At 54.7% G+C, this 19,307-nt stretch carries 18 protein-coding genes; 11 read left to right on the top strand and 7 right to left on the bottom strand.

Features of this window, described 5'->3' with window-relative positions:
* Positions 1-796: 796 nt before the first annotated feature.
* Positions 797-1,207 carry a hypothetical protein gene (locus NVIE_RS07265; protein ID WP_075054679.1) on the bottom strand — a complete coding sequence of 137 codons (411 nt, stop codon included), beginning with the start codon at positions 1,205-1,207 and terminating at the stop codon, positions 797-799.
* A gap of 188 nt (positions 1,208-1,395) precedes the next feature.
* On the bottom strand, positions 1,396-1,842 hold the full coding sequence (gene nikR, locus NVIE_RS07270) for a nickel-responsive transcriptional regulator NikR (protein ID WP_084790686.1): 447 nt from the start codon (positions 1,840-1,842) through the stop codon (positions 1,396-1,398).
* A 93-nt stretch (positions 1,843-1,935) separates the two neighbouring features.
* Between nikR and NVIE_RS15370 the strand changes: the two genes are divergently transcribed.
* Positions 1,936-2,103 carry a hypothetical protein gene (locus tag NVIE_RS15370; protein WP_158435133.1) on the top strand — a complete coding sequence of 56 codons (168 nt, stop codon included), beginning with the start codon at positions 1,936-1,938 and terminating at the stop codon, positions 2,101-2,103.
* Here the strand turns inward: NVIE_RS15370 and thsA are convergent.
* Positions 2,100-3,815 carry a thermosome subunit alpha gene (thsA, locus tag NVIE_RS07275; protein WP_075054680.1) on the bottom strand — a complete coding sequence of 572 codons (1,716 nt, stop codon included), beginning with the start codon at positions 3,813-3,815 and terminating at the stop codon, positions 2,100-2,102. The two genes, NVIE_RS15370 and thsA, sit on opposite strands and share 4 nt — an antisense overlap.
* 205 nt (positions 3,816-4,020) lie before the next feature.
* Between thsA and NVIE_RS07280 the strand changes: the two genes are divergently transcribed.
* The 5 genes from NVIE_RS07280 to NVIE_RS07300 all read left to right on the top strand — a co-directional run bounded on the left by NVIE_RS07280 (position 4,021) and on the right by NVIE_RS07300 (position 8,007).
* Positions 4,021-4,323, top strand: coding sequence for an urease subunit gamma (locus NVIE_RS07280; protein ID WP_075054681.1), 303 nt, complete (start codon positions 4,021-4,023; stop codon positions 4,321-4,323).
* A 9-nt stretch (positions 4,324-4,332) separates the two neighbouring features.
* Positions 4,333-4,698 carry an urease subunit beta gene (locus NVIE_RS07285; protein WP_075054682.1) on the top strand — a complete coding sequence of 122 codons (366 nt, stop codon included), beginning with the start codon at positions 4,333-4,335 and terminating at the stop codon, positions 4,696-4,698.
* Positions 4,695-6,410: an urease subunit alpha gene (gene ureC, locus NVIE_RS07290; protein ID WP_075054683.1), complete on the top strand. Its 1,716-nt coding sequence runs from the start codon at positions 4,695-4,697 to the stop codon at positions 6,408-6,410. Before NVIE_RS07285 ends, ureC begins: the two co-directional genes overlap by 4 nt.
* A 55-nt stretch (positions 6,411-6,465) precedes the next feature.
* Positions 6,466-6,720, top strand: a complete 255-nt coding sequence (locus NVIE_RS07295) for a hypothetical protein (protein WP_075054684.1) — start codon at positions 6,466-6,468, stop codon at positions 6,718-6,720.
* 108 nt (positions 6,721-6,828) lie between these two features.
* Positions 6,829-8,007: a citrate/2-methylcitrate synthase gene (locus tag NVIE_RS07300; protein WP_075054685.1), complete on the top strand. Its 1,179-nt coding sequence runs from the start codon at positions 6,829-6,831 to the stop codon at positions 8,005-8,007.
* Here NVIE_RS07300 and NVIE_RS07305 read toward each other — a convergent pair.
* The gene (locus tag NVIE_RS07305) at positions 8,004-8,282 is read right to left on the bottom strand and encodes a hypothetical protein (RefSeq protein ID WP_227717283.1); all 279 of its coding nucleotides are present in this window, start codon (positions 8,280-8,282) and stop codon (positions 8,004-8,006) included. The genes NVIE_RS07300 and NVIE_RS07305 overlap by 4 nt on opposite strands.
* 204 nt (positions 8,283-8,486) lie before the next feature.
* Here NVIE_RS07305 and NVIE_RS07310 point away from each other — a divergent pair, with 204 nt between their 5' ends.
* Positions 8,487-9,569, top strand: a complete 1,083-nt coding sequence (locus tag NVIE_RS07310) for an LLM class flavin-dependent oxidoreductase (RefSeq protein ID WP_075054686.1) — start codon at positions 8,487-8,489, stop codon at positions 9,567-9,569.
* Between the two features lie 3 nt (positions 9,570-9,572).
* Here NVIE_RS07310 and NVIE_RS07315 read toward each other — a convergent pair whose 3' ends face one another.
* Positions 9,573-10,619: a hypothetical protein gene (locus NVIE_RS07315; RefSeq protein ID WP_075054687.1), complete on the bottom strand. Its 1,047-nt coding sequence runs from the start codon at positions 10,617-10,619 to the stop codon at positions 9,573-9,575.
* A gap of 184 nt (positions 10,620-10,803) precedes the next feature.
* Between NVIE_RS07315 and purN the strand changes: the two genes are divergently transcribed.
* Positions 10,804-11,421, top strand: a complete 618-nt coding sequence (gene purN / locus NVIE_RS07320; protein ID WP_075054688.1) for a phosphoribosylglycinamide formyltransferase — start codon at positions 10,804-10,806, stop codon at positions 11,419-11,421.
* On the opposite strand, the gene NVIE_RS07325 is transcribed toward purN, so the two are convergent.
* Both NVIE_RS07325 and NVIE_RS07330 read right to left on the bottom strand, forming a co-directional pair.
* Positions 11,416-12,561, bottom strand: coding sequence for an MFS transporter (locus NVIE_RS07325; protein WP_075054689.1), 1,146 nt, complete (start codon positions 12,559-12,561; stop codon positions 11,416-11,418). The genes purN and NVIE_RS07325 overlap by 6 nt on opposite strands.
* A 43-nt stretch (positions 12,562-12,604) precedes the next feature.
* Positions 12,605-13,309, bottom strand: coding sequence for a class I SAM-dependent methyltransferase (locus tag NVIE_RS07330; protein WP_075054690.1), 705 nt, complete (start codon positions 13,307-13,309; stop codon positions 12,605-12,607).
* A 75-nt stretch (positions 13,310-13,384) separates the two neighbouring features.
* Between NVIE_RS07330 and NVIE_RS07335 the strand changes: the two genes are divergently transcribed.
* The 3 genes from NVIE_RS07335 to NVIE_RS07345 all read left to right on the top strand — a co-directional run bounded on the left by NVIE_RS07335 (position 13,385) and on the right by NVIE_RS07345 (position 19,296).
* Positions 13,385-15,967 (top strand): DEAD/DEAH box helicase, encoded by a 2,583-nt coding sequence (locus tag NVIE_RS07335; protein ID WP_075054691.1) that lies wholly within the window; start codon positions 13,385-13,387, stop codon positions 15,965-15,967.
* A 44-nt stretch (positions 15,968-16,011) separates the two neighbouring features.
* Positions 16,012-17,697: a DNA topoisomerase I gene (locus tag NVIE_RS07340; protein ID WP_227717284.1), complete on the top strand. Its 1,686-nt coding sequence runs from the start codon at positions 16,012-16,014 to the stop codon at positions 17,695-17,697.
* A gap of 126 nt (positions 17,698-17,823) precedes the next feature.
* The gene (locus NVIE_RS07345; RefSeq protein ID WP_075054692.1) at positions 17,824-19,296 is read left to right on the top strand and encodes a helix-turn-helix transcriptional regulator; all 1,473 of its coding nucleotides are present in this window, start codon (positions 17,824-17,826) and stop codon (positions 19,294-19,296) included.
* Positions 19,297-19,307 lie beyond the last annotated feature (11 nt).

Consider the following 19,307-nt stretch of genomic DNA (forward strand, 5'->3'; position numbering starts at 1 on the left):
AAATACTCGCACTGAAAAACAGACGATTTGTGTGGAAGGGCGGCAAGCACGATATGGATTCTGGAAACAATAATGCAAAAAACTACACTGTTAAGTTGGCTGCGCATTTTGCCCTTTTTATTCGGATGTTAAGTTACGGATGGTTTTTTGGCATGGTGAACACCTGTACGTCGCACAATATCACCCGCAAGTTAACGCCTGGCAGAAAAGATGGAAATCAGCAGCCAACTTAACAGTGTACAAAAAACGGTACTGTTAACTTATCGTTGGCTACACTTCCACTTCATAATTTTATTAGTAGATGATAAGTTAACGTACCAATTACCGACATATTTTTTAGGAACGCAAGCCTATGTCAACTAGTATTACTTTACTTGAAATAAGTAATACGAAAAGAGAATGTATGGAAATTGATGCTCGACAAAAGCAAAAAGGCTATCCGTGTCCTGATAATAATCATCGCGTCGATCACGCTGATTGTAATGGTATTTGGATATATTTCTACACAACATAACGTCTTGATAAGAGGTACCAATTCGCCAACAAGTGCTCCTACTAAACTCTGTGATAGCATACTATCTCTTCCATGCTTCGACAACCAGTCTCGTCAACAGTATAGAAGATGACCTTCAACTCATTTTCTTGCCTTCAGACGAACCTAGGTGTACGGTAGAGCCTGTGCGTGTCCATGTGTGTATTATATGCGATCATCCGGAAGATAGAAAAATCGAAAACGAATAGTATGCTACTCTATGCTACAACACATTATCACACGTATCTAACAATACATGTGTCTCTACTTATCTTGGAAGGAGCGGCGAAATCCATTCATCGTGGAACTTCTTGTAGTCTTTGTATAGGCAGGCGAATGAAACGAAGGATCTTTCAGAGAACTAAAATCATATACTTCGTAGGATTGAATAATATCTCCAAACAGGTTTCTGCAGATGTCACTCTCTTCATCGGCTATTTCCTCTGATTCAAACGACTGAATAGATATCCAATCATATCTACCTTTTGTGCGCCCAGAAAACAACACAAAAGGAGCATCAACAAGGTATTTTTTCAAACTTTCGATCCTCATCGGAAGATGTTGCGATGTTCTAAATATTATAAGAACAACCCGTATTACGTGTTTTCGAATTTCCTTTCTCCTTTTTGCGGGCTCCGCCACCATATCGACAAAAATGTCTTTGCTGTCTCCCATTATGACAAGAAGGATTATTTGTAGTAATAAGTTTTACCATAAAAGTATTACTAGATATAAAGTGTAAAAAGATCAGAGGATCACCCGAGCATATCTATGCCAGCAAGTAGCATTTCACAATGCATCAATCAACATAAAATGTCAAAATGTGAAGCCTTATCGGTGCCCAAACCATGTGTTTTGTCGTTTCAGACAACCGAGACAAAATGCACTTTCAGGCTTTTTATCCCGCGGTTTTCAGACAGCTTTTTGGCAAGCTCCTTTATCCGCCTTATTTCTCCCTTCACCATCACCGTCTCGAGGCAGTTGTCGTGGTCAAGGTGCAGATGGGTCGAGGCGCTGATGATATCGCTGTAGTGGTGCTGTACGTGCGTAGACTCTGAATCGTGGTTGTACGCATGGTTGTCGTACAGCATCATTATCGCGCCTGCGCCGTTGCGGCTGTCTTCGCCCTTGTCCCAGTCATACTGGGCTATAAACGAGTGCAGAGCAGTCTGTATGGCCTTGGACCTGTCTGAAAAACCGGCGCTCTTCATAGACTTGTCAAATTCCGACAGCAGGTCTGGCGAGAGGGACATGCTGATGCGCTCGACTGGCTCTTTTTTCCGGTGCTTGTGCGAATGGCGCTTTGACAAGTGCTTTTAATATAGTGGCAAGCAATTTAAAAGTTTAAAAAGAGTAATACTTTTTAGCTAAAATTTATTACTAAGCTGTGCATCTACAATTGCATGACACTTGAACCGGTTATTGTCAAGCTTGCCAGAAGAAGAAAAGAGATCGCACGGATGGGCATGTATAGAGACGAAAAGTACGTGTTTTCCAAGGCGCCCGACTCTGATCCTGTAGGGCTTCTTCTGAAAGAGGCTAGAAAGAATATTCTTCCTTCTTCTTCCTAATAGTAGTGGTGCATGGGGCGCTGCTGCTTGCCCAGCTTGTCAAAGTGGTCGTGCACCTGCTTGCCGCCGCGGTGCGAATGAGTCGTGCCGTCAGAGTGAGTGTGGGTATAGTAGGCAGGCTTGGCCATCACCACATCATCGACGCGCAAGAGCAGGTCGGCAACTTCGGCTGCTGCAGTCATCACCTGCTCCTTGACTGCAAGTGGCTCTATGACGCCAAGCGCAAGCATGTCCTGCACCCTGCGCTCCAGCGCGTTTATGCCGCACCAGCCGCCTCCCTTTCCTTTTTCCTTGGTGCCGGCAGCGCGCAGCTGCGCCTGCACGTCAATGACATCCATGCCGGCGTTTGCCGCAATTGTCAGCGGGATCTCTTCAAGCGCGTCTGCAAACTTTAGGATCGCAAGCTGCTCCCTGCCCTCCACTGTCAGGGCGCTTTCCCTCACTGCCCTTGCGGCAAGGGCCTCTGCGGCGCCTCCACCTGCAACCACGGACGGGCTTGCGACAAAGTCGCGCAGAACGTTCAGTGCGTCAAGGATGGAGCGGTGGAACTCGTCAAGAACCTTGGCAGAGCCGGCGCGCAGGAGTATTGTGACAGAGCGCGGGTTTCTGCATTCTTCCACAAAGACCATCCTGTCATCGCCCACAAACCTTTCGCAGACTCTGCCAGCGTAGCCAAGGTCAGACTGTGAAATGCTGTCAAGGTCTCTTGTTATTTTTGCGCCCGTGGCTTTTTCCAGCCACCACAGGTCGTTTTCCTTTACCCTGCGCACAGACATGATGCCGGCATGCGCAAGCATGGTCTGCGCAAGCGTGTTGATGCCTCCGCGCGATATCACGACGTTTGCGCCCGAGTCGATTATGGTCTGCACCTTTCGTCGCAGCTCAAAGGCCTGCTCGTCAAGGTACGCCCTGATCTGCGCAGGGAGCGTGATCCCGATCTCCGCGTCGGCGCGCGTGTTCTTTTTGCTGTCAAGGTCATAGTCGATGAGCAGGATTTTTGCATTGTCAATTGACTTGGGCATCGACGAGCTGTCGACAGTCTTGTCGATGACGATGCCGGCGACAAGCTGCGTGTCTTGTACGCTGCCGGGCTTTTGCTCCATCTTGACGTCGTCGATTTCCAGCCTGCCGGATGCAGGATCGGAAACAACTGCCATTACTGCGTCAACCACCAGCCTTGCGATGCGCTCCTTTTCCATGCAGGACGAAATCGCCTTTGACTCCAGGCACGTCGTGGCGAGGCGCTCCATCGTCTTTCTGTCAGAATTATTTGCGTGCTTTATCGCGTGCGACAAGAGGGCGTCCATCGCGGTGGCAAGGGCCCGGCGGTAGCCGTCAGAGATGGTTGCAGGGAGAACGCCAAGCTCGAGAAGCTCCTCTGCCCTTGCCACAAGGGCGCCCGCAAGGACAACCACAGAAGTGGTGCCGTCGCCCACCGCGTTGTCGACTGCGGTTGAAGCCTCGATGAGCACCTTTGCCGCCGGGTGCTCGACGTCAATCTTGCGCAGGAGCGTCGCGCCGTCCTTTGTCAGCGTCACCTCTCCCATGATGTCGACGAACACCTTGTCCATGCCCCGGGGACCAAGCAGCCCCTTGACCATCTCTGAGATGAGCCTGGCCGCAAGCATGTTGTACCTGCGCGCTTCGCCCCCGCTCGTCCTTTTTACTCCTTCGCCAAACAGCTCTTGGCCTTTTGGCTGCGCGGCCATCATCTAACGCACAAGCCTCCTTCGCAGTCACTTGATCGGGCGGCAAAACCAAGTGATGACGGCATATATGCCTAGGATGTGGCTCTCCTTTGTATTTATGCAGTTCTCGCCGGTCTGTATAATACGAAACCGTGTGCGCAAACGCGCAAGTAGTTTACGCATAGCATGGCACCAATCATAAATACAGGGCCCATAATTTGTAAATGAAATGATGCTTGCTCCACGGGAGATAGACAAGCTGTACATTTTCATGGCCGCAGAGGTGGCGCGAAAAAGGCGTGCAAGGGGACTAAAGCTGAACTACCCAGAGGCGGTGGCGCTCATTTGCGACCACATTGTAGAAGGGGCACGCGACGGCAGGTCGGTGCCAGAGCTTATGAGCTCCGGCAGGCAGGTGCTTTCAAGGAGCGACGTCCTCCCCGGAGTGCCAGAGCTTGTCAAACAGGTGCAGGTAGAAGCGACGTTTGAGGATGGCACGAAACTTGTGACAGTGCACAACCCCATAGTGTGATCCCTCGACATGATACCGGGCGAGTATTTCATTGCTTCAGACAAGCCGGTGACGGCAAATTCCGGCAGGAAAACGACGGGAATCAAGGTGACCAACACGGGCAACAGGCCGGTGCAGGTAGGCTCGCATACGCACTTTTTTGAGGTCAATAAGGCGCTTTTGTTCCCGCGGGAAAAGGCGTACGGCTTTCACCTGAACATCCCGTCGGGAACTTCGCTGCGCTTTGAGCCCGGCGACACGCGGCAAGTCGAGCTGGTAGAGTACGGCGGCAGGAAAACAGTGTACGGATTTTCCGGCCTTGTTAACGGCAAGCTGTCAATGAAAAAGAGGCAAGCGCTTGCAAAGGCAAAGGCAAGGGGGTTTGCGGGCGCTTGACGCTTGAAATCCCGCGCAGGCAGTACGTCGACCTCTACGGCCCGACCAAGGGCGATAGGGTGAGGCTAGCAGACACTGACCTGATAATAGAGGTAGAAAAGGATCTGCTTTCGCATGGCGACGAGCTGGTGTTTGGAGGCGGCAAGAGCGTCCGCGACGGAGCAGGCCAGACAGGCGGCGTGACAAGCAGCAGGCAGGCACTTGACCTTGTCATAACAAACGCGATAGTGATGGACCCGGTGCTAGGGATAGTCAAGGCCGACATCGGGATAAAGGACGGCAGGATAGCTGGAATTGGCAAGGCTGGAAACCCGGATGTCATGGACAAGGTCGACATGATAGTGTCATCAAGCACAGAGGTCATAGCCGGCGAGCATACGATATGCACGCCCGGGACCATTGACACGCACATCCACTTCATCTCGCCCCAGCAGGCGGTAGAGGCGATATGCACCGGCACGACCACAATGATAGGAGGTGGGACGGGCCCGACTGATGGCACGAACGCGACGACGTGCACGCCGGGGCCCTGGAACATCCACAGGATGCTTGAAGCCCTTGACGAGCTCCCGCTGAACTTTGGGCTGCTCGGCAAGGGAAACGACTCGCGCGAGCCGGCCCTCATCGAGCAGATTGCGGCAGGCGCCTGCGGGCTGAAGCTCCACGAAGACTGGGGCTCCACGCCGGCTGCGATAGACGCCGCGCTCAGAGTAGCAGACAAGACCGACACGCAAGTGGCGATACATACGGACACGCTCAACGAGTGCGGCTTTGTCGATGACACGATTGAAGCGATAGCAGGGCGTACCATCCACACGTACCACACGGAAGGTGCCGGTGGGGGACACGCGCCGGACATTTTAAAGATCGCCGGCGAGAACAACATCCTGCCGTCTTCGACAAATCCTACGAAGCCGTTTACTGTAAACACGCTGGAGGAGCACCTTGACATGATGATGGTGTGCCACCACCTGAGCCCCTCCATCCCGGAGGACGTGGCGTTTGCCGAATCGCGAATACGCGCAGAAACGATTGCTGCGGAGGACGTGCTGCACGACATTGGCGCGCTTTCCATGTACTCGTCAGACAGCCAGGCGATGGGAAGGGTGGGCGAAGTGACCACGAGGGCGTGGCAGACTGCAGACAAGATGAAAAAGATGGCCGGCAGGCTAAAGGGCGAAAAGGGCGACAACGACAACCTGCGCGCAAAGAGATACCTGGCAAAGCTCACGATAAACCCGGCCATCACGCACGGCATCTCTGCCTACGTCGGCTCGCTTGAAAAAGGCAAGATAGCGGACATTGTCATCTGGACGCCGCAGTTCTTTGGAGTCAAGCCAAAGATGGTGGTAAAGGGAGGGTTCATAGCGTACTCGCTGATGGGCGACCCAAACGCGTCCATACCGACGCCCGAGCCGGTGTACTACAGGCCGATGTTCGGGTCGATGGGCGCTGCAAAATACTCTACGTCGTTCACGTTCACGTCAAAGCTTGCAGTCAGAAACGGCGTCGGGAAAAAGCTGGGACTAAGGAAAAAGCTGCTGCCCGTGAAAAACTGCCGCAGGATTGGCAAGCGGAACATGCTGTACAACGACCTTGCGCCAAAGATAGACGTCGACCCGGAGACGTACGAGGTCAAGGTGGACGGCAAGGTGGCGACAAGCGAGCCGGCAAAGAGCCTCTCGATGGCTAGGCTCTACAACCTGTTCTAGCAGTTCGGCAGCCGAATGTGAATATTTATATATTTAGTAAATAGATAAGAGAACCATGACTCCTGTAAGGAATCAAAAAGACGTCGAAAAAGCAGCAAGCCGCGCTATCGAGGCCCTCTACGGGCCGGAGATCAAGGACCTGAGGATAAGGGTGCTATTGCCGTTCCCAAACGAGCATAAACAGGAGGGCTGGGACGCAAACGTCACTTTCCTGCTGAAAGGCAAGCAGTACACGGTCGACCTCCTGATAAACCAGGACGACGGCCAGATAACAAACGCAAGGCTCATCGACACGATGACGCCTCTCTAAACTTTTTTGGCTGCAGCATATTATTATTCTTCAAGTTGCACGTTTGTTATTCAAAGAGATAGGGAAACCCTAAGTTTAATATAGAAAAGTTGCGAGAGCTCATCCGTATTGGACGCACGAAATATCGGCCTGCGCAACATCGAGGTCGCCGACACCAAGATCTGCTCGATTGACGGCGAGAACGGGAAGCTGATCTACCGAGGATTTGACATACTCGACCTTGTAAACCATTCCACTTTTGAAGAGACGTCTTACCTCCTCCTTTTTGGCGAGCTCCCAAGCCCGGAGCAGCTGGCAGACTTTGGCCGCAGGCTGCGCGAGGCGCGTGGAATCCCAGAGCCGATGATAAAGAACATGAAAAACCGTCCAAAGAGGGCGCAGCCGATGGACGTGCTGCAATCGTGCGTGGCCGAGCTTGCAGACTATGACCTCAACATTGATGATTTCTCAAAAGAAGCGCACACAAGGCGCGCTATTACGCTAATTGCAAAGATCCCCTCCATCGTCGCGGCGTGGAACCGCATCCGGACCGGCCAGCACGTGGTCGACCCGATGGAAGAGGGCTCCCACGCAGCCAATTTCCTCTACATGCTGAGGGGAGTAGAGCCATCGGCCGAGGAGGCCAAGGTGATGGACATATGCTTCATCCTCCACGCAGAGCACAGCTTTAACGCCTCCACGTTTGCGGCTCGCGAGATATCTTCCACCAGGGCCAGCATGTACGCGGCGATAAGCGGCGCGGTGGGCGCGCTGTCCGGCGAGCTGCACGGCGGCGCAAACGTGCAGGTCATGAAGATGCTGCTAGAGATAGGCGACCCGGCAAACGTGGAAAAATGGGTCGCAGGCCGCCTCTCGTCGGGGGGCAGGATAATGGGCATGGGCCACGCCGTCTATCGCACGACTGACCCTCGCGCCGACATCCTCTCAAGGCTCTCAAAGGCAATTTCAAAGGAAAAGAACAACAAGTGGTTCGAGATAACCGAGCGCGTAGAAAAGGCGACCAAGAAATGGATGCTTGAGCACAAGGGCCAAGCGATATATCCAAACGTCGACCTCTACAGCGCCTCGATATACTACAGCATGGGAATCCCCATGGACCTCAACACGCCGATATTTGCGATATCCAGGATATCGGGGTGGGCCTCACACGTCATTGAGGAAAAGTTTGCAGAAGCAGCGCCCAAGCCGGCGCTCTACCGGCCAAAAGCAGTCTATATTGGCAGGTACTGCGGCCCAATGGGCTGCGAGTATGTCCCGCTTTCAGAGCGCAAGCAGCAGGTCGCCTAGTTGATGGCGGCAGCAGACTTTGCCCTCATCCACTCTTTTGCCCTGCGCTCTGCCATGTGCTTTTTCAGGATGAGGAGCGCCATCTCGTAGAACGTGACGCCGTTTTTGCGCGACTGCATGTCTATCCATTTCAGGCCTTCTGCAAGCTCGGGATCTCCCTCGGCGCTGACCACGAGGTCGTCAACAATTTTCATAAAGTTCTCGTCGTCGGCTTCGCTTGCAATCATGATGGTAACAGCAACGTCGCCGGATAGCGTTTTGACGCCGCAGTTCAAGCGGTGTTGACACACTGCACATATTATTTTGACAAACCGAAAAGAGGAATAATCCGAGTAAATGTTCGCAGAATACCGAAAATCATGCTTGATTTTGAAAATTTCGCATCGTGCCTTCAAATACTTAAATAAGCCCCCGGTTTGATTTGTATGTCAAATGGTTTCTGGGAATGAGGCGAGGAGCCCATCGGAGGCTCTTGCTAATTGAGAATCAAGTTTGGTTTTACGCAGGGTCTCAACGTTGCAAGGCTTGGCCTTGACGAGACCCAGATCCTCACGGCAGCGCAGATGGCAGACAGGCTGGACTATGACTCGGTGTGGGCGATGGACCACTCTAACGTGCCGCAGTGGAAGAACGCGGTCGTAAACGACGCGTGGCTCATGCTGGCGGCAATCGGCGCGGTTACAAGAAACGTTGAGCTTGGCACGTGCGTCACGGACGCTATCCGCAGGCACCCGTCAGCAATCGCGCTTTCGACCATCACGCTTGACAGGATAACAAATGGCAGGGGCGTGCTAGGCATCGGCGCCGGCGAGGCCCAGAACGTCGTCGACTTTGGGATCGAGTTTTCCAAGCCGGTCACGAAATTCAAGGAGCAGCTTGAAGTCATTGAAAAGCTCTTCGAGTCGGACCCGGACAACCGCGTCAACTACGAGGGCCAGTACTACAAGCTGGTAAACGCCTGCCTGCAGGCGGCAAGCGTCAGAAAGCCAAGGCCGCCCGTGTACATTGCCGCAGGCGCGCCAAAGACGCTCGAGTTGTGTGCCACGTACGGCGACGGCTGGATACCGATCGGCTACACGCCAGAACTGTTCAAGGCGCACGCCAACATCATCAAGGACCACGCAAAGAAGCTCGGCCGCGACCTCTCTGGCTTCCAGTTTGCAAACGACGTCGACATCTACTTCTCTGAAGACGGCGAGGAGGCGTGGAACAAGATGAAAAACGCTGTAAAGGTCAGCCTCTACAAGCCGGAGCTGCTAAAGGTGCACAACATCCCGCAGTCGTCCGAGTTTGACTTTCGCAAGTACTTCACCGAATACACGATGGACAAGCCGGAGCTGATGGAGGCGATGAAGAAAGCAGCATTGCAGATCCCGGACAGCGTCGCCCGCACCGCGATAGGCGTAGGCTCGCCCGACGACGTGATTGAGATGCTGGAGCGCTTTATCAAGGCAGGCACGAACCACTTTATCATCCGGTTCTGGGGAGACGGCTACTTCAAGAACATCGAGATGTTCGGCAAGAAGGTCATCCCATACTTCCGTGACCAGCAAAAGAAGTAAAAATCAAGAAAAAGAGTCGAGCGATACTGTAGTCGCTCCCTTCTTTTCTTTTTTATTGTCATCATCATTATTTTCTACGGATTCTGCGTCAAAGCCCATCTTTTTCAGCGACGCGGCAAACTCTTCCGCAAAGCCGTGGAAGGTATAGACCTTGTCAGGGGCGCATGCTTTGACGGCCTCGACAAGCTCGGAGTAGTCGCAGTGGTCGCTCATCGGAAACGCATAGTCAAGGCCCATCCTGTAGCGGTAGCCCGCCTCAAGGGCCCACCCGGAAAAGCCGACCGTGACTGCACCGTACTTGCGCTTCATTTCCTGCACAAAGGCGCTCCTTCCTGACATCAACGGAGCGACCATTATCCACGGCTTGCTCTTTGACAGGAGGCCGCGCTCTTCTGCCTCGGTGTGCGAGATCGCGCTTTTCAGATCGACTCCAAGGTCCAGGTACACAGAGTTCATCTTTGCAACGGAATCGTGGACGTACACGGGATCCCAGTGGCCAAACAGCTTGGTCAGCAATTGTGCCTTGCCAAGCGCGTAGCCCATCAGGATAACCGGGATCCCCATATCATACATTTCAGAAATAACCTTGTTGGTCCTGTGCGTGATCTCTTGTACCGCGGGGAATTTGTAGCCGGGCCGGCCAAACGTCGACTCGATTATCAACGTGCTTGCATGCGGCATCTTGGCCGGCTTCATGAATGCCCGCTCGCGAATCGAAAGGTCGCCGGTGTAATAGACGTCTTTGTCGCCTATCAAAAGCCCGCGCGAGCCGAGTATGTGGCCCGTGTCGACAAGCGTAAAGCCGTCGTGCTCCTCTTCGCCCTCGATGCTGTAGCCTCTTGCCTCTGCAAGGAGCGACGTCTCTTTTGACACAATAAGGCGGGACTTGCTGCCTTTGCCCTTTCTGTGCATGTGGTCAATGTGGGCGTGGGAGACAAACGCATAGTCGCAGTTTGAAGAACGCGACGGGTCAAGCGCGATTGTGGTGCCGTCCTTCTGGCGCACGGTTATCCCCGGCTTGTCATGAAATACTGCTGACGACGGCTTCATCCCGAGCTGTCATGCCTAGAGTGAATTGCTATTTTAACATTTAGCTAGAGGAGGCTTGTTTAAAAAGTGACTTAGCCACGCTCAATCAGTATCATAAGTTCAAGATTCCCACGCTCAACTTCTGACTTTTTACACAAGTCGCTGAGGAGACGTTTAAGAATGGGCCGCGCCGACGCATAATTGCTTGACGAACCTCGGCATACTAATCTCTGGCAGGGGAAGCAACATGGACGCCATCCTGGCTGCGATAAAGGCAGGCAGGATACCAGGTGCCAGGCCGCGAATCGTAATTTCAAACAAGCCCGACGCCGCAGGATTAAAGACGGCGTCAGAAAAGTACGGCATCCCAACAAGGGTCGTGCCGCCAGAAGGGCTGAAAGGATGGGACTATGACAAAAAACTGGTCGCCGCCCTTGAAGAGGCAGGCGTCACGCCAGAGGACGGCCTCGTGTGCCTTGCCGGCTTTATGCGCATAATCAGCCCCGAGTTTGTCAGGCACTTCAAGATGCGGATACTGAACATCCACCCCGCGCTCCTCCCGTCGTTTCCCGGCCTGCATGCGCAAAAACAGTCAATCGAATATGGAGTAAAAGTATCAGGGTGCACCGTGCATTTCGTAGACGACGGCGTCGACTCGGGCCCCGTCATACTGCAGAGGACGGTCCCGGTTATGGAAGGCGACACGGAAGAGACGCTGAGCGCAAGGATACTGGAGCAAGAGCACCAGGCATATCCGGAGGCAGTCAGGCTGTTTACCGAGGGGCGCCTGAAGGTCGAGGGCCGCAAGGTCCGTATTCTATAACTTGTTGTTTTTCCTCACGGTTGTTATTATCGCGCCTGCCAGGGCTGCGCCTATCGCAGAAAATGCAAGGTACGGGCTTGCAGGGCCAAACGCGTCTGACGACAGGCCGACTCCCACCGGCCCCACGGTCCAGCCGGCGCCAAAGAGCGCCTCGTAGATCCCAAGCTTGGTCCCCATCTTTTCCACCGGCGCGTTTTTAGTCACAAAGTTGAACGTGACGGGGTAGAATATGCTGGTTGCAACGCCGGCAAGCACGAGAGCGGCTGCAAACGACCACACCGATGTAAAGGCAAACGAGATCGCCATGCCGGCGGCCATGACCAGAACGGCTGCGGCAAGCGCGGCCCTACCCCTGCCGGCTATGCGATGTACGAACGGAAGAGTCGCAAACCTTGCCATTCCAAACACGAAAAACAGCAGCTCGATGTTCTGGTCCGCGATGGACGCGGCCTTCATGTACGCAGGGTAGATCGCAATCAGGACGCCAAACGTCACTGCATAATAAAGCACGACCGCGCTTACCGCCGGCATCGACGTCACCTCGCGTTTCAAGTCGGCAAGCCGGAGTTTGTGCCTCTCGATTTTTACAGGCCGTCCGTGCCTTAGCAGAAGAAACGACGGCACAAGTGCAAGCGAAATTGCCAATGCGGACAGCTCAAACAGTACGCGGTAGTCGAAATAGTCAAGGATCACCTTTCCAATAAGTGGCCCTGTCATAAAGCCGCCGACCCACGCGGCTGTAAAGAGCGCTATCCACTTGACCCTCTTTTCGGCAAGCGCCGTGGTCGATATTATCACCTCTGCTGACGGCCAGAAAAACGCGTGGGCGATGCCGGAGAGGCCACGGAACGCGGTCGCGCCAGCGACAGAGCTTACCTCGGACAGCATGAATATCGCAAAGACGTTTAGCGAGACGCCAAGGATGAGCAGATACGCCTTGTTGGTCCTGTCAAGGAGCATGCCCCCAAAGAGCGGCACCACCATGTACGGCAAATAGTTGGCAAGGCCGATGACTCCCACCTCTGAAAAGTTGGCACCAAGCTCCTCCTTGGCAAACACCGGCACGATTGGCGAGTGCATGCCGTACGCGATGCCTACGATGGCTGCGCAGGATGCAACAAGGAGGATCGGCTTCTTCATTTGCAATCATCATCTCGCGATGTTGTTGTTATCATCATCATCGTTATTTGTAAGCGGCAACCATGATGGCGCCCTCCAGCATGCCCTTGTCAAAAACCACCTTTGAAAATTTCTCGGCAAGCATTGCCTCCAGTTCCGAGTTCTTGGGCCAGCGCAGAAACGTGCCGTACAGCGTAGTGAATTTCAGCCCCGGCTTGCCGGCGGCTATGTACGCAAAAATCCCGAGGAAATGCTTCAGGTATGTAGCCACCATCCAGCGTTTGAATGTGCCGTCCGGCTTGCCAAGGTCGACAATGATGAGCCGGCCTCCCGGCACAAGCACCCGGTGCATCTCGGCTATCGCCTTTTTCAGATCGATTGCGTCCCGAAGCGAATAGCCGCACAGGACCGCGTCAAAAGTGTTGTCCTTGAACGGCATGTGCTCAAATATGCCCGACGAGAGCGATAGTTGCTGGTGGGCTCCGGCAAAAAAGCTGCGCGTGTTTGCAAGCATCTCGGGCAGCGGGTCGTACATCACCACCCTTGCGTTCCCGCCCGCCTCTGCCAGAGCGACCCTCGACATGTTGCCAAAGCCCGAGCCGGCGTCAAGCACGAGGTTTCCCGGCATCACCCTCTCCTTTATCGCGTGCTTTCTGTATTCTTCGTCCTTGCCAAGCGAAATCACGCGGTTGACCTTGTTGTACACCGGGACTACGGAGCGTAGCACTTCAATGACTTCAGGCCAGTACTGGCTCCCAAGCCCCGACAAATTAGAGCAGAAATGCCCGCCGCCATTATTGTATATAGCGGAAGGCAATTTAGCCCGGAGGGACAAGACGCAGGCGTGACAAGCTATCGCTGCCCGAAATGCAGTTCTCCCCATTCGGTGGGCGCAGACAGGATATTTGACGGGCGGCTGATGTTCCGGTGCGCAAGGTGCAAGGTCTGCGCGATTGTGCAGTCATCGTCTGCGAGCATCGACGAGTCGTACCTGGAGTTCCTTGACAAGTGCGAGGACGGAGGAGCCGCCACAGCCGACGACCTGCGGCTCTTGATGGAGCAGGAGAGGATCATCAGGCCAAAGAAGGAGGTGGATGCGATGCTTGCTGGGCTGGGCGGCAAGGATCCGCTTTTGGAAGAGGTGCTGCGCTCTGACCGCGACTATATCGTTGATTTCCGCTCGCTTGAGGAGCCGCCGCCAGAGTACGGCAGTGATATCAATGGTCTGCCGGTTGACGAAGGCATAACCAGCGTCCTGAAGGCAAAGGGCATTGGAAAATTGTATAAATTCCAGGAAGAGGCCGTGAAAAAGATCCTGCAGGGAAAAGACGTCGTCATCACGGCTCCGACTGCATCCGGCAAGACGGAGGCGTTTTGCATACCTATCCTGCAAAAGATAGCAGAAGAGGTTTCGCGCTTTGGCTCGCTTCGCGCCGGAGACGAGCGCGGAAAAATAATGGCGATTTTCGTGTACCCGACAAAGGCCCTTGCGCGCGACCAGATGCCAAAGATAACCGAGCTTGCCAAGCCCCTTGGCGTGCGCGCGGCGGTCCTTGACGGCGATACGCCGGACACAGAACGTGCAAAGATCCTTGAGTCCCTGCCAGACATCATCGTCACCAACTTTGACGTCATACACTACCACATGATGCACCGGACGAGGCTCTCCAGAGCATTAAGGACTGCAAAGTTCCTTGTAGTCGACGAGGCGCACGTCTATACCGGCGTCTTTGGGGCAAACGTGCACCACATCATCGCGCGGCTGGAGCGGCTTGCCGGCGGCGGGAAGATGCAGATAGCCGCGGCGTCTGCGACGCTTCCAAACGCGGCCGACTTTTGCAAGGCGCTCTTTGGCAGGGAGATGCAGGTCGTAAAAGGAAGGGGAAGGCGCGGCAGGGTCAACCTTGCAATAATATTCCCGTCATTGCGGTCGCACCGCTCCCTTGCCCTTGACATTGTAAAAGAAGCGGCAGCAAAGGGCAGGCACAGGACGATTGCGTTTTCAAACTCGCACCTTGGCTCTGAGCTGCTGGCGTTTTACGCGGCAAGGCAGGGCGTGTCGATAAGGGTGCACAGGGCCGGCCTGACGGCATCTGCAAGGGCAGGCGTGGAGGAGATGTTCAAGTCCGGCAAGCTGTCTGCAATATCTGCCACCCCGACGCTTGAGCTTGGCATCGACATTGGCGACGTGGACGCCATCGTCTCAAACATCGTCCCTGTCAACCGCCTCGTGCAGAGGATAGGAAGGGCCGCGCGCAGAGGCCAGCAGGGGTACGCGTTTTTGGCGCTTGGCAACGACCCCATAAGCCAGTACTACAAGTCGCATCCCGACGATTACCTGTCAGACCAGGAATTTGCATACACTGACCCGGAGAACCCGTTTGTCAAAGAGTTCCAGATATTGGCCATGGCGTGTGACAGGCCGGTATCGATGGCCGAGTCGAAAGGCGCGTGGGACGCGGTGCAGAAACTTGTCTCAAGGGGGCTTTTGAGCCTCGAAAAGGAGCGCTTTGTGCCCGACTTCAAAAAGGCGATGGCAGTTCTAAACAATTACAGCATACGCGGAATAGGAAGCAGGGTCGACATCAAGCTTGCAGGCAAAATAGCCGGGGACAGGTCGCTTCCGCAGGCACTGGAAGAGCTGCACCAGGACGCCATATACTTTCTTGCCGGCAGGCGCTACCGCGTAAAGGCGCTGCACTTTGAGCGCGACAGGCAACAGCCGTATGCCGAACTAGAAGCAATACCGTACGACTATCCATACTACACCAAGGCGCTCACCGACGAGTGGCCGTCGATACTTGAAGTGCACGAGCGAAAGAAGGTGTTCGGCATTGAAGTCGCGTACTGCTCGCTGAAGATACAGAAAAGGGTGCTTGGCTACGCCAACATCGAGATAGGCCAGGAAGTGGCGCAGGGCAAGACGAAGGTGATGTTTGACCAGCCCCTTGAATTCGAGTTTGCGACCAAGGGGTTCGTGTTCCGTGCGCCAAGGCCGGAGGAAACGATGTCAAAGGCAGACGACGAAGAGTACATCGGGATGAGCGCGTTCCACGCGTCAGAGCACGTCATAATAGAGGGAAGCGCCATGATAACGGGAGGCGCGTCGCAGGACCTTGGCGGAATCTCGCTTGGGTCGTCGGGGCTCATATTCGTGTACGACGGGAGCGTGGGTGGAAACGGCGCAAGCAAAGTATTGTACGACCGCCTGGACAGGGCGCTTGGCAGGGCGCTTCGCATACTGTCTGAATGCCCGTGCACGAGCGAGAGCGGCTGCCCCAGATGCACCTACTCGTACAGGTGCGGCAACAATAACGAATACCTGCACAAGGCAGCAGCCATCGAGGTCATGAACCGCGCAGTGGAGGGCGAGGCGACCGAGATAGGAGATGACGAGGAAATACAGGGCGACCGTGCCCTAGTTTAGGTAAACGTTTAAGAATAGAGAAGCGCGCTTCTCCAATAAATTACATGGAAGAGGTCGCTGCAGCACCACAGCCGCAGGCGCGCATAAGGTGGAGTTCGCTTGTCCACAGGGGCGTCGCCTTCCCGCCCGAGCACCAGCCAAGGGGCATCACCATTTCGATAAAGGGAGAAAAGGTCGCGCTCAACGCAGACCAGGAAGAGCTCGTGTACGCGTGGGCGAAGAAGAAGGACACCCACTATGTGCAGGACCCCGTGTTCCAGTCCAACTTTTTGCTCGACCTAAAGCCGCTGCTTCCAGAAAAATTCAGAAAAGCAGACCTAAAGATTTCCGACTTTGATTTCTCTCAGGCGTTCCGGCTTGCCGACGAGGAGAAGATGATGAAAGAGCGAGAAAAGGAGCGCATAAAGAACCTTCCAAGGGAAGAAAAGAAAAAGATGGCAGAGGCAAAAAAGGCAGAGCGCGAGCGGCTAAAGGCGCTGTACGGCAAGGCAGTGGTTGATGGTCAGGAAGTAGACATCGCCAACTGGCTTGTCGAGCCGCCGGGCCTGTTCATGGGCAGGGGCCAGCACCCGCTGCGTGGCCGCTGGAAGCCCCGCGTCAGACCGCAGGACGTTACGCTAAACCTTGGCGAGGACGCGCCAGTGCCAGAAGGCGAGTGGAAGGAAATCGTCCACGACCACACATCGACCTGGCTTGCGACGTGGATGGAGAACCTGACTGAAAAGCGCAAGTACGTCTGGCTCCATGATTCCTCGGAACTGCGGCAGGGCAATGATAAAGCCAAGTACGACAAGGCGCTGAACCTGGCGCAGCAGCTGGGCAAGGTCGAAAAGGAGATCATGCGCAAGATGAAGGGCTCTAACGACAAAGCCGCAACCGCCGCGTATCTCATATTCAAGCTTGCCATGAGGGTCGGAGACGAAAAGGACCCCGACGAGGCCGACACGGTGGGCGCAAGCACGCTTCGCGTCGAGCACATAAAGTTCCCGCAACAAAACGGCAAACAATACATCGAGTTCAACTTCCTCGGCAAGGACAGCGTGCCGTGGCAAAAGACGCTTGAGGTCAATTCTGAGGACACGAGGGCGCTCTACGACAACCTGCGCAATTTCATGAAGGGCAAGAAACCCGACCAGCAGATATTTGACGACATCAACTCGCGCAAGGTAAACGCGTTCTTCCAGACGGTGATGCCGGGCCTGACAGCCAAGGTGTTCAGGACGTGCATCGCCACAAAGGTGGTGCAGCAGGCGCTCGTCAACCCGCCCATCAAGGTGGACAGGAACTCGCAAGAGTCAGACAAGGTGTATGTGGCGAAGTCTGCAAACCTGAAAGCGGCAATAGAGTGCAACCACAAAAAGGGCGTGGACCCCAAGAACCCGGCGGCAAAAAAAGCCGCGGAAAAGTTTGAAGAAGCTGTTGCCAAGAGGAATCAGGCCATAGCCGAGCTTGAAAAGCAGGTGGCGGCAGGAAACTGGAAGACAGAGACCCAGGAAAAGCGGCTGAAAGAGCGGCTTGCCAAGTTGAAAATGCAGTTGAAGCTGCAGCAGGAAACCCGCGACTATAATCTGGGGACATCGCTTCGCAACTACATCGACCCCCGCGTCATGAAGGCGTGGCTCAACTATGTTGACCTTGACTGGACCAAAGTGTACACCGCGACCCTACAGCGCAAGTTCAAGTGGGTAGAAGGGTACAAGGAAAAGAATTACTCCAGATTCTATCCCTGAGCGGTGGTCAGAAGACTTATATCGTTACATCATGCTTTTTTAAGCCGGACAATTGTTATAATGAGAGATTCTTGTCCTTGGAGACCATCTGCAGGATTTTCCATTCCAAGGATATTCGCGATCCTGATGGTCGCGGCCATCCTTGCTAGCGCAAGCACGGCCGCGGCCAGCGCGCAGGCGCCACCACCACAAACGCCGCCGGCTTATACTCCTGACTCGATATTCATGGCGCTGTTTGCAAACGGCGACGCGCTTGTCGAGTACGACGTCCTGATGTCAAACTCCACCACTACCACCACCGCTGCCAGCAAGGTAAAAGTCAAGCTCTTTGGCACCAACATCAGCGAGCTCATTGTCACAGACCTTGACGACAAGATCCTCCCGTTCAAGATGGGGCCGCCCGGCGAGATAGAGATAACGCCGGGGAACGCGACTGGAGCCAGGATAAGCTACCTGACACCGGACCTAGTCAACAAGACCAAGAACACCTGGACGTTTACCCTCGAAGCTCCAATAGATGTGGCGATAAAGATGCCTGCAGACAGCGTTTCCATTGACTATGGCAGCAACGTGCCGTTGCTCAGCCAGATCGGGAGCCAGACACTGCTCACCTTCAAGGCAGGAAGCATTCGCTTCAGCTACATCATTGGCACCCTTGGGACAGAAGACCAGGCAGACATTACAACCAAGTTTGCCGACGCGTCCATCAAGCAGGCAAAGGCAAGTTACCAGGGCATAGTGCTTTCCGAGGAGGAGACCCTCCTTGCCAACGCGATGGCGGCAAAGAGCGCCGGCAAGTTTGGAGATGCCATCAAGCTGGCAACGCAGGCAAGCGATCAGGTCCAGCGCGTAATAGGCGAGTATACGGCGGCGCAATCAGAGATTTCACGCGCCAGCTCGCAGATATCGCAGGCCTCAAGCCAGGGGCGCGACACCTCTCGCGCAGCGTCGCTCCTTGACCAGGCAAGGGCCGAGTTTTCGCAGGGCAAGTATTCTCAGGCAAGGTCTACCACTGCCCAGGCCGTCGCGGCGATAACCGACGCGATGCAATTCCCGACAATGTGGGTTGCAATAATAGGGGCCGTAGTTGCAGGAGGCGGCGCCGGCGCGTACCTGTTCTTCTTCAAGAAAAGGGCCGGCAAGCAGGCGGCCGCTACTACTACCGCGACGACATTTCGCGATCCAGAGCCCAATGGCTCTGACGCGCAGCCGGCGCTGGAGCCGCAAGAGGAAGATGAACGAGAGCCAGAAGAAGCCGGCGCGGCGGCGACAACAAGCACACCGCCTCCACCAGTCGAGTCTGCAAGGGCGCTTGCGGAGATATCCGAGTCGCAGATAGACACCAGCCTGCTTGCAAGGATAGTCTCAAGGATAATCGAGGAAAAGCCGCATTTGAGGCCCGAAGACCGCGACGTGCTCGGGTTCCTTGCGGAAAAGGAAGGAGCCGCATTTGAAAGCGAGGTGCGCACCAGGTTCAGCCTGCCCAAGACGACTGTCTGGAGGCTGGTAAAGAGGCTGGAGCGCGAGGAGCTTGTCGAGATAAGGAAGGCCGGCGGCCAGAACCTCATAAAGCTTAGGTTCGAGGGAAGGCAGGCATGAAGATACTATCG

The organism is Nitrososphaera viennensis EN76 (assembly GCF_000698785.1).
Taxonomy (GTDB): domain Archaea; phylum Thermoproteota; class Nitrososphaeria; order Nitrososphaerales; family Nitrososphaeraceae; genus Nitrososphaera; species Nitrososphaera viennensis.

Excerpts from the sequence above, each read along its gene's own strand:
- NVIE_RS07325 (WP_075054689.1), bottom strand. The coding sequence starts at position 12,561 with ATGAAGAAGCCGATCCTCCTTGTTGCATCCTGCGCAGCCATCGTAGGC.
- NVIE_RS07280 (WP_075054681.1), top strand. The coding sequence starts at position 4,021 with ATGATGCTTGCTCCACGGGAGATAGACAAGCTGTACATTTTCATGGCC.
- NVIE_RS07345 (WP_075054692.1), top strand. The coding sequence starts at position 17,824 with ATGGTCGCGGCCATCCTTGCTAGCGCAAGCACGGCCGCGGCCAGCGCG.
- NVIE_RS07340 (WP_227717284.1), top strand. The coding sequence starts at position 16,012 with ATGGAAGAGGTCGCTGCAGCACCACAGCCGCAGGCGCGCATAAGGTGG.
- thsA (WP_075054680.1), bottom strand. The coding sequence starts at position 3,815 with ATGATGGCCGCGCAGCCAAAAGGCCAAGAGCTGTTTGGCGAAGGAGTA.
- NVIE_RS07285 (WP_075054682.1), top strand. The coding sequence starts at position 4,333 with ATGATACCGGGCGAGTATTTCATTGCTTCAGACAAGCCGGTGACGGCA.
- NVIE_RS07265 (WP_075054679.1), bottom strand. The coding sequence starts at position 1,207 with ATGGGAGACAGCAAAGACATTTTTGTCGATATGGTGGCGGAGCCCGCA.
- NVIE_RS15370 (WP_158435133.1), top strand. The coding sequence starts at position 1,936 with ATGACACTTGAACCGGTTATTGTCAAGCTTGCCAGAAGAAGAAAAGAG.
- NVIE_RS07295 (WP_075054684.1), top strand. The coding sequence starts at position 6,466 with ATGACTCCTGTAAGGAATCAAAAAGACGTCGAAAAAGCAGCAAGCCGC.
- NVIE_RS07315 (WP_075054687.1), bottom strand. The coding sequence starts at position 10,619 with ATGAAGCCGTCGTCAGCAGTATTTCATGACAAGCCGGGGATAACCGTG.